This window comes from Pseudomonas sp. FG29 (assembly GCF_057809355.1).
Window position 1 is genome coordinate 1 of sequence record NZ_JBMDJU010000004.1, and the last position, 15,345, is coordinate 15,345.

Annotated in this window: 12 protein-coding genes; 1 reads left to right on the forward strand and 11 read right to left on the reverse strand. The window is 62.8% G+C overall.

Going from position 1 to position 15,345, the window contains the following annotated elements; all coding sequences use genetic code 11:
* Nucleotide 1: 1 nt before the first annotated feature.
* The 6 genes from betI to ACODS1_RS06710 form a co-directional block, all read right to left on the reverse strand.
* Nucleotides 2-592 carry a transcriptional regulator BetI gene (gene betI, locus ACODS1_RS06685; RefSeq protein WP_489085019.1) on the reverse strand — a complete coding sequence of 197 codons (591 nt, stop codon included), beginning with the start codon at nt 590-592 and terminating at the stop codon, nt 2-4.
* Between the two features lie 136 nt (nt 593-728).
* Entirely contained in the window at nt 729-1,580 is an 852-nt protein-coding gene (locus ACODS1_RS06690; protein WP_322979375.1) for a glycine betaine ABC transporter substrate-binding protein, read from the reverse strand.
* A 213-nt stretch (nt 1,581-1,793) separates the two neighbouring features.
* Entirely contained in the window at nt 1,794-2,738 is a 945-nt protein-coding gene (locus tag ACODS1_RS06695) for a choline ABC transporter substrate-binding protein (protein ID WP_489085020.1), read from the reverse strand.
* A 29-nt stretch (nt 2,739-2,767) separates the two neighbouring features.
* Nucleotides 2,768-3,646 (reverse strand): ABC transporter permease, encoded by an 879-nt coding sequence (locus tag ACODS1_RS06700; protein ID WP_322979373.1) that lies wholly within the window; start codon nt 3,644-3,646, stop codon nt 2,768-2,770.
* Nucleotides 3,639-4,844 carry a quaternary amine ABC transporter ATP-binding protein gene (locus ACODS1_RS06705; protein WP_322979372.1) on the reverse strand — a complete coding sequence of 402 codons (1,206 nt, stop codon included), beginning with the start codon at nt 4,842-4,844 and terminating at the stop codon, nt 3,639-3,641. Before ACODS1_RS06705 ends, ACODS1_RS06700 begins: the two co-directional genes overlap by 8 nt.
* Before the next feature lie 948 nt (nt 4,845-5,792).
* Nucleotides 5,793-6,692, reverse strand: coding sequence for an ABC transporter substrate-binding protein (locus ACODS1_RS06710; RefSeq protein ID WP_489085021.1), 900 nt, complete (start codon nt 6,690-6,692; stop codon nt 5,793-5,795).
* Nucleotides 6,693-7,389: 697 nt separating this feature from the next.
* On the opposite strand from ACODS1_RS06710, the gene gbdR reads away from it, so the two are divergent.
* Nucleotides 7,390-8,484 (forward strand): choline metabolism transcriptional regulator GbdR, encoded by a 1,095-nt coding sequence (gene gbdR, locus ACODS1_RS06715; protein WP_322979370.1) that lies wholly within the window; start codon nt 7,390-7,392, stop codon nt 8,482-8,484.
* A 150-nt stretch (nt 8,485-8,634) separates the two neighbouring features.
* Here the strand turns inward: gbdR and ACODS1_RS06720 are convergent, their stop codons facing one another.
* From ACODS1_RS06720 to dgcA, 5 genes are all read right to left on the reverse strand, one after another.
* Complete coding sequence (locus ACODS1_RS06720; RefSeq protein WP_489085022.1) at nt 8,635-8,886, reverse strand: hypothetical protein; 252 nt, start codon at nt 8,884-8,886, stop codon at nt 8,635-8,637.
* Between the two features lie 25 nt (nt 8,887-8,911).
* Nucleotides 8,912-9,685 carry an electron transfer flavoprotein subunit beta gene (gene etfB, locus ACODS1_RS06725; RefSeq protein WP_072423760.1) on the reverse strand — a complete coding sequence of 258 codons (774 nt, stop codon included), beginning with the start codon at nt 9,683-9,685 and terminating at the stop codon, nt 8,912-8,914.
* 62 nt (nt 9,686-9,747) lie between these two features.
* The gene (gene etfA, locus ACODS1_RS06730; RefSeq protein ID WP_322979368.1) at nt 9,748-10,977 is read right to left on the reverse strand and encodes an electron transfer flavoprotein subunit alpha; all 1,230 of its coding nucleotides are present in this window, start codon (nt 10,975-10,977) and stop codon (nt 9,748-9,750) included.
* 100 nt (nt 10,978-11,077) lie between these two features.
* Nucleotides 11,078-13,039 carry a dimethylglycine demethylation protein DgcB gene (dgcB, locus tag ACODS1_RS06735; RefSeq protein ID WP_489085023.1) on the reverse strand — a complete coding sequence of 654 codons (1,962 nt, stop codon included), beginning with the start codon at nt 13,037-13,039 and terminating at the stop codon, nt 11,078-11,080.
* Between the two features lie 159 nt (nt 13,040-13,198).
* Nucleotides 13,199-15,256, reverse strand: a complete 2,058-nt coding sequence (dgcA, locus tag ACODS1_RS06740; RefSeq protein WP_322979366.1) for a dimethylglycine demethylation protein DgcA — start codon at nt 15,254-15,256, stop codon at nt 13,199-13,201.
* Nucleotides 15,257-15,345 lie beyond the last annotated feature (89 nt).

A 15,345-nucleotide genomic window follows, 5' to 3' on the forward strand; every position in this document is an offset into this window, starting at 1 on the left:
TCTAACGAGCCTTGGCCAATTGCAGGTCGAGATAGTCGTAGGCGATGCGGCGTGCTTGTGCGGTGTCGAAGGCCTCACCGGACAGCGCGCCGCGCAGCCAGAGTCCATCGATCAGCGAGGCCAGGCCACGGGCGGCGAGGCGCGCCTGATCCTGCGGCAGGGCGCGGCGGAACTGGCCGCAGAGGTTGGAGTAGAGGCGGTGATCGTTGACCCGCTGCAGGCGCTGCAGGGCAGGCTGATGCATGCTGCTGGCCCAGAACGCCAGCCAGGTCTTCATCGCCGGGCCGCTGACCTGGCTGTCGTCGAAGTTACCGTCGATCATCGCGCGCAGGTGGGCCTGTGGGCTGTCATCGGCCAGCGCTTCACGTCGCCCGGCCACAGCCTCGCGCAGTGCCTTCATGAGGTGGCGCATGGTGGCTTCGAGCAGGCCGTTCTTGTCCTTGAAGTAGTGGCTGATGATGCCATTGGACACCCCGGCCAGGCGGGCGATATAGGCGATGCTGGCGTCGGCCATGCCGACCTGGTCGACGGCTTCCAGGGTGGCAGCGATGAGTTGCGAACGACGAATGGGCTGCATGCCGACCTTGGGCATTGCACTCTCCATGGCGAGACAGGAGGGCGCAGTCTAGGCGGATTTTGATCGTCCGATCAATTAAACGGGCGCGCCGGGTGAACCGCAGAAACGACGAAGCGGGCCGCAGCCCGCTTCGTCTTGAGGTTGGATAACCTTATTTCAGCCACTCGGCAACGCGATCCGGGTTCTTGGCGATCCAGGCCTTGGCGGCTTCGTCCGGCTTGGCGCCTTCGCGGATGGCCAGCATGACCGAACCGACTTCTTCGCCGCTCCAGGAGATTTTGCTGAGGAAGGCAGCCGCGTCGGCAGCCTTGGTTTTCAGATCCGGGTTGGCCACGGTGTCGACGTGCTCGTCATCACCGAAGACTTTCTTCGGATCTTCCAGGAAGCGCAGTTTCCATTTGGCGAACATCCAGTGCGGAATCCAGCCGGTGACCACGATGGCCTTCTGGCCTTTTTCGGCACGGGTCAGGGCGGTTGCCATGGCCGGACCGGAGCTCGGCATCAGCTTGATGCTGGCGAGGTTGTATTCCTTGATGGCGTCTTCGGTGCGGCGCATGACGCCGGCGCCGGCATCGATACCGGTGATCTTACCGTCGAAGTCCTTGGCGTACTTCTCCAGGTCTTCGATGCTCTTGGCTTGCACATAGTCCGGCACGATCAGACCGATCTTGGCGCCTGCGTAGTTGGTGCCGAGGACTTCCACCTTGTCCTTGAGCTTCTCGTAGTACTCGCCGTGGGTGGCGGGCAGCCAGGCGGAGAGGGTGACGTCGAGGTCGCCACGGGCCACGCCCTGCCACATGATGGCGGGTTCGACCGGCTTCAGTTCCACCGTGTAGCCCAGTTTGCTTTGCAGGATTTCACCGGCGACATGGGTGACGGCGACACTGTCATCCCAGCCGTTCACGTAGCCGATTTTCAGGGTGGGTTTGTCGGCAGCGAAAGTGCTGCCCATGCCGATGGCCAGGGCGGCAGCGCCGAGGCAGAGTTGCTTGAGTACGCGCATGTTTGTTGTGCTCCGTCAGTTGAGTGGCAGTTGCAAAATCGTTGACTGGCTCGTTCTCATTGCGGGCCTTGCGAAACCGTGTTGCGCAGCAGATTGCCGGTTCGCGGGCAAGGTCTCCCCCGTCACGGCCGAAAATGGGCCGCTAGCGTTAAGCGAGGAGGTTTCCGGGCTCGCCCCCTGAGGAGGAGCGAGCCCGAATCGGGTCGCGGCTTGTTACAGCCCGACGTGTTTCTTCACGGCGGCTACGCCATCCTGACCATCGAAGGTGGTCACACCGCTCAGCCACTGATCCAGAACGCCCGGGTTGGCCTTGATCCAGGCCTTGGCGACGTCCTGCGGATTTTCCTTCTCCAGCACTTTCTCCATCAGCTGGCTTTCCTGAGCGACGGTGAACTGCAGGTTGTTCAGCAGTTTGCCGACGTTCTCGCAGCGTGCTTCGTAATCCGGCGGTACCACGGTGTAGACCTTGGCTGCGCCGTAGTCGGGGCCGAACACATCGTCACCACCGGAGAGGTAGGTGATGTCGTACTGAGTGTTCATCGGGTGCGGCGCCCAGCCGAGGAACACCACCGGCTCCTTCTTCTTGATGGCGCGCGAGACCTGCACCAGCATGCCGGCTTCACTGGACTCGACCATGCGGAAGCTGCCGAGGTCGAACTGGTTCTTCTTGATCATGCCGTCGATCAGCAGGTTGCCGTCGTTACCCGGCTCGATGCCGTAGATCTTGCCGCCCAGCTGATCCTTGAACTTGGCGATGTCCTGGAAGCTCTTCAGCCCGGCCTCGGCCGCGTAGGTCGGCACGGCCAGGGTATATTTGGCGCCCTCGAGGTTGGCCTTGGGCAGTACCTTGACGCCGTTGTCCTTGAGGAAGGGCTCGATGACCGAGTCCATCGATGGCGCCCAGTAGCCGAGGAAGACGTCGACCTGGCCACTCTTCACGCCGGTGAAGGCGATCGGTACCGAGGCCATGATCTTGCGTGGCTGATAACCCAGGCCTTCGGTCAGGGTCATGGCCACGCCGGTGGTGGCGGCGATGTCGGCCCAACCAATTTCGGCGAAACGCACTTGCTTGCAGCTCGCTGGCTCCGCGGCCATGGCGCCCTGAATCATTGCGCACGACAGCAGGCCGATGACGGCGGTGGTCTTGAACGATTTCATCTGCGGTTCCCTGTGAAGTGAAAAAGTGGTTATTGGCGCTGCAGCTTGCCGCTGAACCAGGCGAACACGCCACGCTTGACGGGCTGCTTGGTGCCGAAGCTTTCGGTGATGCGGTCGAGGATGATGGCCAGCAGTACCACAGCCATACCACTCTCGAAGCCTAGACCGATATCCAGACGCTGGATACTCGCCAGCACGTCGTTACCCAGGCCACCGGCACCGACCATGGAGGCGATGATCACCATCGACAGGGCCATCATGATGGTCTGGTTGACCCCGGCCATGATCGACGGCATGGCGTTGGGCAACTGCACCTTGAACAACAGCTGGGAACTGGTGCAGCCGAAGGACTGACCGGCCTCGACGATTTCCTTGTTCACCTGGCGAATGCCCAGGCTGGTCAGGCGCACGGCGGGCGGCATGGCGAAGATCACCGTGGCGATAATGCCGGGCACGCGGCCCAGGCCGAACAGCATCGCGGCCGGGATCAGGTAAACGAACGCCGGCATGGTCTGCATGAAGTCGAGGATCGGGCGGATGATGGTGGCCACGCGTTCGCTGCGCGCCGCCCAGATACCCAGCGGGATACCCAGCAGCAGACTGATCAGCGTCGAGGAGAAGGTCAGCCCGAGGGTGACCACGGTCTGCTCCCAGAAGCCGGTCATGACGATGAGGATGAAGGCCACGGCAGTGAAGACCGCGAAGCGCACGCCGATGCGCCACAGGCCGAGGCCGACGAAGATGGCGATGAGCAGCCAGGCCGGCGGCAGCATCAGCAGGCTTTCGATGCCCTCGGAGAAGCCACTGACCACTTTGCCGATGTTGTCGAACAAGCCGCTGTAGTTGTCCAGCAGGTGCTGAACGACGTCGTTGACCCAGCTACCCAGGTCGAGTTTCTTGTCACTCATAGGATTCTCCCTGCAGGCGGGTCAGCAGACGCCCCTTACTGATGGCGCCGCAATAGTGACCTTCGGCGTCCACCACCGGGATTGGCCCTTCGTTGTCGACCAGGCGGCTGATGACGTCTTCAAGCGGCATGTCTTCCGGAACCGGGACGACCTGTTTGAGCGCATTGGCCTCGAGTGGTTTGGGATCGTCGCCATCGACCATCAGGGCGATCTTCTCCAGGCTGATGGAGCCCTGGAAGTTGTTGTGCTCGTCGACGATGAAGGCGTAGTGCTTGTCCAGCGCCTGCAGCTCCTTGCAGATGCGTGTGGCATCCGGTGCCTTGCCGTTGTACACGTAGGTCGGCACGCTGTCGGACTTGAGCTGGCCTGCTGTGAGGTAACGGCTGGTGTCGACGGTGTCGAAGAAGTTGCGCACGTACTCGTTGGCTGGGCTTTCGATCAACTCTTGCGGGGTGCCGACCTGGATCAGCTTGCCGCCTTCCATGATGCCGATGCGGCTGCCGATACGCATGGCTTCTTCGATGTCGTGGGAGACGAAGATGATGGTGCGGCGATGGGTCTTCTGTAGCTCCAGCAGCACGTCCTGCATCTCGCGGCGCTTGAGCGGGTCGAGGGCGGAGAACGCCTCGTCCATGATGATCATCGACGGGTTGACCGCCAGGGCTCGGGCCAGGCCGACGCGCTGCTGCATACCGCCGGACAGTTCGTTCGGGTACTTGCTGGCGAAGGGCGCCAGGCCGACCTGCTCGAGCACTTCCATGGCGCGCTGCTCGCGTTCCTTGCGGCCGATACCGGCCACTTCCAGGCCGAAGGCGGCGTTGTCCAGCACGCTGCGCGAGGGCATCAGGGCGAAGGACTGGAAGACCATGCTCATGTCGCGGCGACGCAGGTCGATCAGTTGCGACTGCGGCAGCTTGGCCACGTTCTGCCCATCGATATAAACATCGCCAGCGCTGGGCTCGACCAGGCGATTGATCAGGCGAATAAGGGTGGATTTGCCAGAACCGGACAGGCCCATGAGAACGAAGATCTCGCCCTCTTCGACGCTGAACGACACATCACTGACGCCGATCACTGCACCTTTCTCGGCAAGGATCTTCTCCTTGCTCCAGCCTTCCTTGAGCAGGTCGATGGCTTCTTGTGGGTTTGAGCCGAAGACCTTGTACAGGTGCTCGACCACGATCTTTCCAGACTGCATGGGACGTTTCCCCTTCAAACGATATCCTTTCGGCACGGGCACGGCTGGGCACGCATCAGCGAAGCGTAGAACAGCTGCGGCAGGGCTCTGATACCTGTGTGGGTGTTTGCTGAAAGTCGAGGTAGGTAAGTGTTTCGCTGCGCTGGCGGAGGCGACACTCGGGCACAGGCTGTCGACACGCTGGCGGTCGAGCATGCTGACCGTAGCGCCGTTGAATCCTGTAAATGAGTGAGCATTGCCTTGCCGTGCTGCAAACCGCTTTCCAAACCCTCTGGCAGTGTTTCGAAATCCAGTCCGTTGGAGGTTCATGTTCCTTCCTGGAACATGCGTACATCCGAAATTTCTTGTTGGGCTGGCGCCCGCAAAGTTGGTGGGCCAGCGCTTATCTGTTCTTCGGTCCGGGGTTGTGGGGCCCCGGTCTGCCGCTCCCCCTGGGAGTCGGCAGCGACGTCATCGGCTGACTCAACGATATAGCCTTGGAGTCTGCGTAGTTATCGGTTTACGACTCTGACGTGTTGGGCGACGACATAGCGCTGTCCTCTGCATGCACCAATTTTTCACCGGGTCGCCGAGTGAGGCCAAATTCCTCTCTGCACGAGATTTCGAATGGGGTGATTGGGTACACGCGTAAAAACCTTAACAGACCTTTTTACCCCCAGGTCAAGTCTGAAAGCCGCGCGCGGCGCGGTTCTCCGGCTTTCGATGACGCTCCAGGCGCCGTCTCATGGGGGCTACGCTTGTGTTGAAAAAAATTGACAGGAGACCGCCGGCAGGGTTCATTTTTTGCCCAAAAGCGCCATCTGCCGGTTTTGAAGTGTGGGTTTTTTGTGCGTCACCTGGGGGCGCGCGCACCCTTGTCGAAGAATGCCGTTATAGGCTGAAGACTTTTCTTTGTTTTTCAGCTTATTTGTCTGGTTTTTCCGTTATTTCGAAGATTTTAATGAGTTTTCATTGCTGACGCTTGCTGATGCCCAGAATCCAGCCGTTGACCAGCTCGGGATTGTTCTCTATCCACTGCTTGGCCACCCGTCGACGGTTGGTATTGCCTTCGAGTACGCCGCTCATGAGCTGGTTTTCGGCGGCGATGGTGAAGGTCATGTTGCGAAACAGCTGGGCCACGTTCGGGCATTCTTCGGCAAATCCACCGCGCGCCACGGTGTTGACCTGCGCAGCGCCATAGTTGGGGCCGAAATACTTGTCGCCGCCGGAGAGGTAGAACATGCGCAGTTTGTCGTTCATCGGGTGCGGTTCCCAACCCAGGAACACGGCCGGACGTCCCATCTGCTGGGCGCGCTCGACATGGTTGAGCATGCCCTTCTCGCTGCTTTCAACGAGGGTAAAGTCGCCCAGGCCGAAGACGTTCTCCTTGATCATGGTCTTGACCATGCCATTGCCCTCATTACCCGGTTCGATGCCGAATATCTGGCCACGAAGCTGATCCTTGAAGCGATGGATGTCGGCGAAATCATGCAGGCCGGCGTTATAAGCCGGCTCCAGTACGGCGAGGGTGTAGCGCACGGTTGGCAGGTTGGTCTGCAGCTTCTCGATGCGCCCGGTTTTCAGATGCGGATCCAGCAGTTGTGTCTGCGCCGGCATCCAGTTGCCGAGGAAGACATCGACCTGGCCATCGGCCAGGGACTGGTAGGTATCCGGTAGCGACAGCCTCTTCACCTGGGTGCGGTAACCCAGGTCGGTGAGCACCAGGCGGGCGACGGCGGTGGTCATGGTGATGTCGGTCCAGCCGACATCGGCCAGTGTGATCAGCTCGCAACGTTGCGCCTCGGTAGCCTGTGCGCTGGTGCCATACAGGAAACCAAACGCGAGCAGCCAATGAGCGAGCCTTTTCATGTGCGCGTACCTGCCTGTTCTGAAGTGAGTGGTCGAATCACGGACTACAAAGCAATTGACGGGCCGCCTCCCTGAGGAAAAGCGACCTCGGCATATCCAGAACTGACCTTTTGCCACCAATCCTGTGCCGATCGAGCGGATGGCGAGGTGGCGATGAGCGCGATTGGCTGTTTTTCGGACAGCGTGCCACCGGCACTTCGTGGGCGGCTTGGCAACTGCGTTCTCAGGGTCGCTGATATGACCGTTGGTGCCACCCGACGGAGCCCCTGAAATGCCCGAAGCAGAGACGACGCCGAGCATTTTTTCGGTGCCGCGACCTATCTGTGCCGAGCTGGGGCAGGAGCGTCATTTGCGCCAACTTTTGGTGCGCTCGAATCCGCTGGCGAACAGGGCTTGATGGCAGCTGTTACCGCCCATCCGTTACTGCTTCCAGACGGCTACGACGCGCTATCTTTAACAGTGCTACCGAAATGCACAGACCCCCTTGAGACCGGGCCTCTGCGGGGGATCGAAGTTGTGTTACGGCAGCCTGGAAAGCCCGCATGGCGCGTGCGTCATTTTTTATTGAAGGGCCGATCAACTTAGGCATGGGCTTTGCCTGGGTTTAGTGACCAGCTGGTCTCGAATCAGCGCCATAACAAAACCACGATCCGCTCACCGTCGGATCGATACCGTGCTTAGCGTGAGGGCTTCACCAATGTCGCAGTTCAGCCAAGGGGCGCAGCCCCAGAACCGTGTCCCACAGTCCGTCGGCTTCTTGCTGTTGGACAACTTCACGCTGATCTCGCTCGCATCGGCGGTAGAGCCCCTGCGTATGGCCAACCAGTTGTCCGGCAAGGAATTGTATCGCTGGCATACCATCACCCTGGACGGTCAGCCGGTGGTTGCCAGCGACGGCCTGCAGATCACCCCTGACGCCGGTATCCACAGTGCGCCGGTACTGGATGCGGTGATCGTCTGTGGTGGCGTGGATATTCAGCACACCGTCAAGCGCGAGCATGTCAGCTGGCTGCAACTGCAAGCGCGCCAAGGCCGCCAGCTCGGTGCGGTATGCACCGGCAGTTGGGCGCTGGCCAAGGCCGGGCTGCTCGACGGCTACGATTGCAGTGTGCATTGGGAATGTCTGGCGTCCATGCAGGAAGCTTTCCCACGTGCCGCCATCACCACTCGCCTGTTCTCCATCGATCGCAATCGCCACACGTCGTCCGGCGGCACCGCGCCGATGGACATGATGCTGCACCTGATTGGCCAGCAGCATGGTCGCGAACTGGCAGCCGGCATCTCCGAGATGTTCATCTACGAGCGCATCCGCAACGAGCAGGATCACCAGCGCGTACCGCTCAAGCACATGCTCGGCAGCAACCAGCCGAAGCTGCAGGAAATCGTCGCGCTGATGGAGGCCAACCTGGAGGAGCCGATCGATCTCGACGAACTGGCCTGCTTCGTCGACATCTCGCGTCGCCAGCTCGAACGCCTGTTCCAGAAGTACCTGCACTGCTCACCGTCGCGTTACTACCTGAAGCTGCGTCTGATTCGTGCACGCCAGTTGCTCAAGCAAACCAGCATGTCGATCATCGAAGTGGCCTCGGTCTGTGGCTTCGTCTCGACGCCGCATTTCTCCAAGTGCTACCGCGAGTATTTCGGTATTCCGCCGCGTGATGAACGTGCCGGCCAGCAGGGCAACAACCTGGTGGTGTTGCTGCCGATTCCGGAGCAGCAGGTCAATTCCAGTGCGGTGTTGGCACTCAATCGTGCCCAGGGCGAGTCGACCTTCGCCAGCGTACGAATCTGACTCGAGCCGCAATGAAAACGGGGCGCCAATGGCGCCCCGTTGCGTTTGTAGTCGGTGTAGGGTGGGCTTTAGCCCACCAAGCTCTGCCTTGCAGGCCTTTGGTCGGCCGAGGCGGATCGCTCCCGGCTCACCCGGCACGTCTTAAGCGGATCAAGCCGGTTTCGGCACCAACGCCGGTAGCAGATGCTTGCTGATAGCTTCGCGTACGTTTGGTAGCAACGTGGCGCTGCCGCCAAGTAGCTCTTCCACCAGGCGGCGCAGGGCTACTGCGCGCTCGGCGCTGAGGCCGCTGACGGCCAGCTCGCAGGCCTGCTCGGGCGAGGAGCCCGATGGAATGCTCAGGCCCAGCGCTACCAGGCGCTCGCGGAAATCTTCCTGGTCGATCAGATCGGCATGCATCATGGTCTTAGCTCCTCGGCTTGAGGCGTCAACGCAGGACGCCTTCCTCAATCAGTAGCTTGAAGATAGCTTCCGCGCCGTCTTGTGGCGAGACATCCTTGAGCACTTGGCCGCCACCACCGCTGGCTTTGGCCGTCGCTGCCTTCATCCGTTCCGCACCGGTCTTGGCCTTGATCACCTTGAGGCGCTTGGGGCGTGGCTTGGCGGGCTGCAGGCTGGCCTCGGCCAGCAAGGTGTCATCCACCACGGTGACTTCATGCGCTTCGATCTGCCCGCGACGGGCCGGGCCGAAAGCGCTCTGGCGGGCGACCGGGGCGGCGTTGTCGACACTGGCGACGCACGGCAGGCGCACCTTGAGACGACGGCGCTGACCGCGTGGCAAGGCTTGCAGCACCTGAGCCACACCGTTTTCCACCTTTTCCACCTCGGCCAGGCCGACGACCATCGGCCAGCCCAGGCGCTCGGCCAGCAGGAAGGGCAGCATGCCCGAACCTTCGCCGGTTTCTGCCTGGCTACCGGTCAGCACCAGTTGCGTACGGCTGCCTTGCAGGTAATCGACCAGCAGCGGCAGGGCGTCGGCGCCCTCCGGTTGTTCCAGCACATCAAGCTGCTCCAGGCCCATGCCCAGATAGCCTCGGAGGGCTTCGGCCTGCGGGTCGCCGGCGTGCAGCAGTTGCAGGTTCTGACCGCCCAGGCGCAGGCCAAGCTCCACTGCGCGGGCGTCCTGCTCGGCGCGGCGTGGGCGGCCCGAGGTCGGGTGGGCGCCGACCGAGACCAGAGCGACGATATTCAGATCAGTCATGGTGTCCCCGTAGCCCGGATGCAATCCGGGAAAGCTGGTGGTGAACCCGGATGGCATCCGGGTTACGCCGCATCACGTTTTCCTTCCTGGCGCCAGGCAGCAACGCGTTCGATCAGTGCGGCAAGGATCGCCGCCGAGTCGCCGATCACCGAAAGGTCGGCGCGTTTGATCATGTCGCAGCCAGGATCCATGTTCACCGCCACCACCTTGTCGCAGGCGCCGATGCCCTGCAGGTGCTGGATGGCACCGGAAATACCGACGGCCAGGTAGACGCGGGCGGTGACCCAGGTACCGGTGGCGCCGACCTGGCGATTACGTGGCATGAAGCCATCGTCGACCGCGACGCGCGAGGCGCCTTCGGTGGCGCCGAGGGCTACGGCGGCCTGGTGGAACAGCTCCCAGTTCTTCACGCCGTTGCCGCCGGAGAGGATGAACTCGGCTTCGGCCATGGGAATCTGCGCCGGATCCACGGCCACCGGGCCGAGATCCTCGATACGCGGCAGGCTGTGAGCGATCTTCTCGCCCAGATCCAGACTGCGTGCTTCATGGCGTGTGTCACTGACCGGCTCGGCGCATTCGGCCGCGGCCAGGATCAGTCGTGGCAGGGCGCGCTGGATATCCTGCTGGCCACTGCCGGCACGGCCAGTAGCCTGTTCGCCAGCGACTTGCCAGACGCGTGTCGCCGGGCGCTCACCGAGCTTGGCGGCCAGGCGGCGGCCCAGTTCGCCACCACCGGTACGGCTGTCGGGTAGCAGCCAATGGCGGGGGGCCAATTGGCTCTCCACGGCGCTCAGTGCGAGTACGCGAGCTTCCGGGGCGTAGCCGTCGAAGGCATCGCCGACGATACGCAGCAGACGGTCGACGCCGGCCGTGTCGAAAGCGCTTTCCTTGTCTTCACCGAAGATCACGGCAACTACGGCACCGCTATCGCCGGCCAGCTTGCGCGCCAGGCCGAGCAGATCCTTGTCATGGCTGGACAGACGGCCACCGACCATGTCCGGTACCACGCAGATGTGGAACGCAGGCTGCTCGACGACGTGCAGCGGCAGTTGCACCTCGACACTGGCGCTGCTGCGTTTGCCGCTGGTGCCCTGTTGGGCGCCGCTGCGGTCGATACGCTTGAGCCCGGCCGGGCCGATGAACCCGGCGGCGATGGCATGCGGGTTCTTCCGGATGATGCCGTTGGGCCCCATCCAGCTGGTTTCGGCCTTCTGCATCGACGCATGCAACGGGTGCAGGCGGTTGCGGGCGATCCACTCGGCGCGTGGGTCGCGGCGGATGATGTCGCTCATTGCACAGCCTCCAGGGTGAGCGTAGGGCGGGTGCAACCCGCCGTACAGGTGTTGGCGGGTTGCACCCGCCCTACGTCCTTTGCTGTATGCAGTCGCTTCATCACTGCACCTCTGCCATTTCGCGCTTGGCGGCGGGCCGCTTGGCCGGTACTTCAGTGGCTTCGATCAGCACTTCTGCAACCAGCTCGGCGATGTCCTTGATCTCCGGACGCGGTGCGACCACACCTTCGAGCATCGCGGTGCACTGCGGGCAACCGACGGCGACCAACTCGGCGCCCGTTTCCTTGATGTCGACCATGCGCATATCAGGAATACGTTGCTTGCCGGGGATGTCGGTGATCGGTGCGCCGCCACCGCCGCCGCAGCAGCGCGACCGGAAGCCGGAGCGTTCCATCTCCTTGACCTCGATACCGATGGCCTTGAGCACCGCGCGGGGCGCTTCGTACTCGCCGTTGTAGCGGCCGAGGTAGCACGGATCGTGGTAGGTGACGCTGGCGGCCTTGCTCTGGCCGAGATTCAGCGAGCCCTTGCGCACCAGCTCGTCGATGAAGGTGCTGTGGTGCAGAACCTGGTAGTTACCGCCGAGCGCGCCGTATTCGTTCTTCAGCACGTGGAAGCTGTGCGGATCGCAGCTGACGATGCGCTTGAAGCGGTACTTGGCCAGGGTGGCGATGTTGCGCTTGGCCAGGTTCTGGAAGGTCGCCTCGTCACCCAGGCGGCGAGCCACGTCGCCGCTGTCGCGTTCTTCCAGGCCGAGTACGGCGAAGTCGACGTCGGCAGCCTTGAGGATCTTCACGAAGGCGCGCAGGGTGCGCTGGTTGCGCATGTCGAAGGCGCCATCACCGACCCAGAACAGCACGTCGGTCTCTTTCTTGTCCGCCAGTAGCGGCAGGTTCAGGTCGGCGGCCCAGTTCAGGCGACCGCCCGGATTGAAGCCGCCCGGGTTGTCGGTGGCGATCAGGTTGTCCAGCACCTCGGCGCCCTTGTTCGGCGTGGCGCCCTTTTCCAGGGTGAGGTGACGGCGCATGTCGACGATGGCATCGACGTGCTCGATCATCATCGGGCATTCCTCGACGCAGGCACGGCAGGTGGTGCACGACCAGAGGGTCTCGGCATCCACCAGGGCCTTGCCTTGCAGCGACACGATCGGCTGATGCGGGCCGCCGCTGTGTTCGCCCAGTGGCTTGCCGGGGTAGGGCGAGCCGGCGAAGTTGGCGTCATTGCCACCGGCCAGGCCGATGACCATGTCCTGGATCAGTTTCTTCGGGTTCAGCGGCTGGCCGGCGGCGAAGGCTGGGCACATGGCCTCGCACTTGCCGCACTGCACGCAGGCGTCGAAGCCGAGCAGCTGGTTCCAGGTGAACTCGGTGGGCTTTTCAACACCCAGCGGCGCTTTCGGGTTGTCCAGATCGAGAGCTTTCAGGCCGGTCGAGCGACCGCCGCCGAAACGCTCGGCGCGGCGGTGCCAGGCCAGGTGCAGGGCACCGGCGAAGGCGTGCTTCATCGGGCCGCCCCAGGTCATGCCGAAGAACAGCTCGGACACGCCCCAGGCCACGCCAACGGCGAGGATGATGGCCAGCACCCAGCCACCGAAGTTCTCCGGCAGGATGCCGGCAACCGGCAAGGTGGCGATGAAGAAGCTGGCGGCGAACATCAGCAAGCTTTTCGGCAGGCGCATCCACGGGCCTTTCGACAGGCGTGAGGGCGGATCCAGGCGCCGCTTGGCGACGAACAGGGCGCCGACGAACATCAGCACCGTGGCGGCCAGCAGGGCGAAGCCGAGGATACGGTTATGCAGGCCGAAACCGTGCACGACGATGGCCAGCACGGCCGCCAGCACGAAACCACCGGCGGTGGCCACGTGGGTCTTGGACATGTACTTGTCGCGCTCGACCACGTGGTGCAGATCCACCAGATAGCGACTCGGCATCTTCAGCAGGCCGCCGATCCAGTCGACCTTGGCAGGACGACCGCGACGCCACATCAGGAAGCGCTTCAAGGCGCCCAGCACGGCGAGTGCCAGGGCAGCGAAGAGCAGAATGGGAAGAATGGTTTGCAGCATGAGCGTTGGTCTCCGTTGATCGCTGCCGCGCGCTGCGTAGCAACGATTCGCCGGACGCTAGGCGTCCGGCGCGTGTGACGCAGAGCGTCACGAGTCGGGGGTTCCCACGCGGGCGGTTGTACGCCGCGACGTGGGAGCCATCAGTCGACCGTTGTCAGATCAGAAGTCCTTGCACAACCGCAGGGCGTCGTAGATCGCCGCATGGGTGTTGCGCTGAGCCACGCAGTCGCCGATGCGGAACAGCAGGTAACCCCCTGTCTCGCTCAGGCAAGGTTGCGGCTTGATCGCGAACAGTGCGTCGACATCGATCTGACCCTTGTTGCGCGAACCGTCCTTGAGCGCGTAGTAGAGGCCTTCGTCCGGACGGACGCCGTTCTCCACCACCACCTGATCGACCACTCGCTCTTCCTTCTGGCCGGTGTACTCGTTCTCGAGCACGGCCACCAGCTTGTCGCCTTCGCGGTAGACCTTCTCCAGCATCATGTCCCCGGTCATGATCACTTCTTTCGGGTACAGGCTGCGGTAGTAGGTGGGGAAGGTGGTGCCGCCCATGGCCACGCCCGGCTTGATGTCGTCGGTGACGATCTCGACCTGCGCGCCCTTGTCGGCGAGGAAGTCGGCGACCGACATGCCGGTGAATTCGCAGATGGTGTCGTACACCAGCACATTCTTGCCCGGTGCGACCTTGCCGGCCAGTACGTCCCAGCTGCTCACCACCAGGCCTTCGGCGGCGCCCCAGTGCTCGTTCTGCTCGAGGAAGGAGTGACCGCCGTTGGCCAGCACCACGACATCGGGCTTGAGGTCGAGGATGGTGGCTTCGTCGGCCGGAGTGCTCAGGCGCAGGTCGATGCCCAGGCGTGCCAGCTCCAGCTGATACCAGCGGGTGATACCGGCGATCTGGTCACGCTGCGGGGCCTTGGCTGCCAGGGTGATCTGGCCACCCAGTTGATCCTGCTTCTCGAACAGGGTCACGTCGTGGCCACGCTCGGCGGCGACGCGGGCCGCTTCCATGCCGGCAGGGCCACCACCGACGATCACCACCTTGCGCTTCGGCCCGGTGGATTTCTCGATGATGTGCGGCACGCCCATGTATTCACGGGAGGTCGCGGCGTTCTGGATGCACAGCACGTCCAGACCCTGGTACTGACGGTCGATGCAGTAGTTGGCGCCGACGCACTGCTTGATCTGGTCGATCTGGCCCATCTTGATCTTGGCGATCAGGTGCGGGTCGGCGATGTGCGCGCGGGTCATGCCGACCATGTCCACGTAGCCGCCTTCGAGGATGCGCGTGGCCTGGTTCGGATCCTTGATGTTCTGCGCGTGCAGCACCGGTACCTTGACCACTTCCTTGATGCCGGCCGCCAGGTGCAGGAAGGGCTCCGGCGGGTAGCTCATGTTCGGAATGACGTTGGCCAGGGTGTTGTGGGTGTCGCAGCCCGAGCCGACCACACCGATGAAGTCGATCATGCCGGTGGCGTCGTAGTAGGCGGCGATCTGCTTCATATCCTCATGGGACAGGCCGTCCGGGTGGAATTCGTCGCCGCAGATGCGCATGCCGACGCAGAAGTCGTCACCGACTTCCTTGCGCACGGCCTTGAGCACTTCCAGGCCGAACTTCATGCGGCCCTCGAAGGTGCCGCCCCATTCGTCGGTACGCTTGTTGACGCGCGGCGACCAGAACTGGTCGATCATGTGCTGGTGCACGGCGGACAGCTCGACGCCGTCGAGGCCACCTTCCTTGGCACGACGCGCCGCTTGCGCGTAGTTGCCGATCACCCGCCAGATTTCCTCGACCTCGATGGTCTTGCAGGTGGCGCGGTGCACGGGTTCACGGATGCCGGACGGCGACATCAGGGTCGGCCAGTGGAAGCCGTCCCAGCGCGAGCGACGGCCCATGTGGGTAATCTGGATCATGATCTTGGCGCCGTGCTTGTGCATGGCGTCGGCAAGATTCTGGAAGTGCGGAATGATGCGGTCGGTGGACAGGTTCACCGAGCTCCACCATTGCTGCGGGCTGTCGATGGCCACTACCGAGGAGCCGCCACAGATGGCCAGGCCGATGCCGCCCTTGGCCTTTTCCTCGTAGTACTTCACATAGCGCTCGGTGGTCATGCCGCCATCGGTGGCGTAGACCTCGGCGTGCGCCGTGGAGAGCACGCGGTTGCGGATGGTCAGCTTGCCGATCTGAATCGGCTGGAACATTGCTTCGAAGGCCATTACGGCATCCTCACGGTAGGCGCTCTAGCGAGTGGGAGGTGTTGCCGGCGCGACCGAGAGGGTTCGTGCGCCGGCCCTTCCACCGTTTT

Excerpts from the sequence above, each read along its gene's own strand:
- betI (WP_489085019.1), bottom strand. The coding sequence starts at position 592 with ATGCCCAAGGTCGGCATGCAGCCCATTCGTCGTTCGCAACTCATCGCT.
- ACODS1_RS06690 (WP_322979375.1), bottom strand. The coding sequence starts at position 1,580 with ATGCGCGTACTCAAGCAACTCTGCCTCGGCGCTGCCGCCCTGGCCATC.
- ACODS1_RS06695 (WP_489085020.1), bottom strand. The coding sequence starts at position 2,738 with ATGAAATCGTTCAAGACCACCGCCGTCATCGGCCTGCTGTCGTGCGCA.
- ACODS1_RS06700 (WP_322979373.1), bottom strand. The coding sequence starts at position 3,646 with ATGAGTGACAAGAAACTCGACCTGGGTAGCTGGGTCAACGACGTCGTT.
- ACODS1_RS06705 (WP_322979372.1), bottom strand. The coding sequence starts at position 4,844 with ATGCAGTCTGGAAAGATCGTGGTCGAGCACCTGTACAAGGTCTTCGGC.
- ACODS1_RS06710 (WP_489085021.1), bottom strand. The coding sequence starts at position 6,692 with ATGAAAAGGCTCGCTCATTGGCTGCTCGCGTTTGGTTTCCTGTATGGC.
- gbdR (WP_322979370.1), top strand. The coding sequence starts at position 7,390 with ATGTCGCAGTTCAGCCAAGGGGCGCAGCCCCAGAACCGTGTCCCACAG.
- ACODS1_RS06720 (WP_489085022.1), bottom strand. The coding sequence starts at position 8,886 with ATGATGCATGCCGATCTGATCGACCAGGAAGATTTCCGCGAGCGCCTG.
- etfB (WP_072423760.1), bottom strand. The coding sequence starts at position 9,685 with ATGACTGATCTGAATATCGTCGCTCTGGTCTCGGTCGGCGCCCACCCG.
- etfA (WP_322979368.1), bottom strand. The coding sequence starts at position 10,977 with ATGAGCGACATCATCCGCCGCGACCCACGCGCCGAGTGGATCGCCCGC.
- dgcB (WP_489085023.1), bottom strand. The coding sequence starts at position 13,039 with ATGCTGCAAACCATTCTTCCCATTCTGCTCTTCGCTGCCCTGGCACTC.
- dgcA (WP_322979366.1), bottom strand. The coding sequence starts at position 15,256 with ATGGCCTTCGAAGCAATGTTCCAGCCGATTCAGATCGGCAAGCTGACC.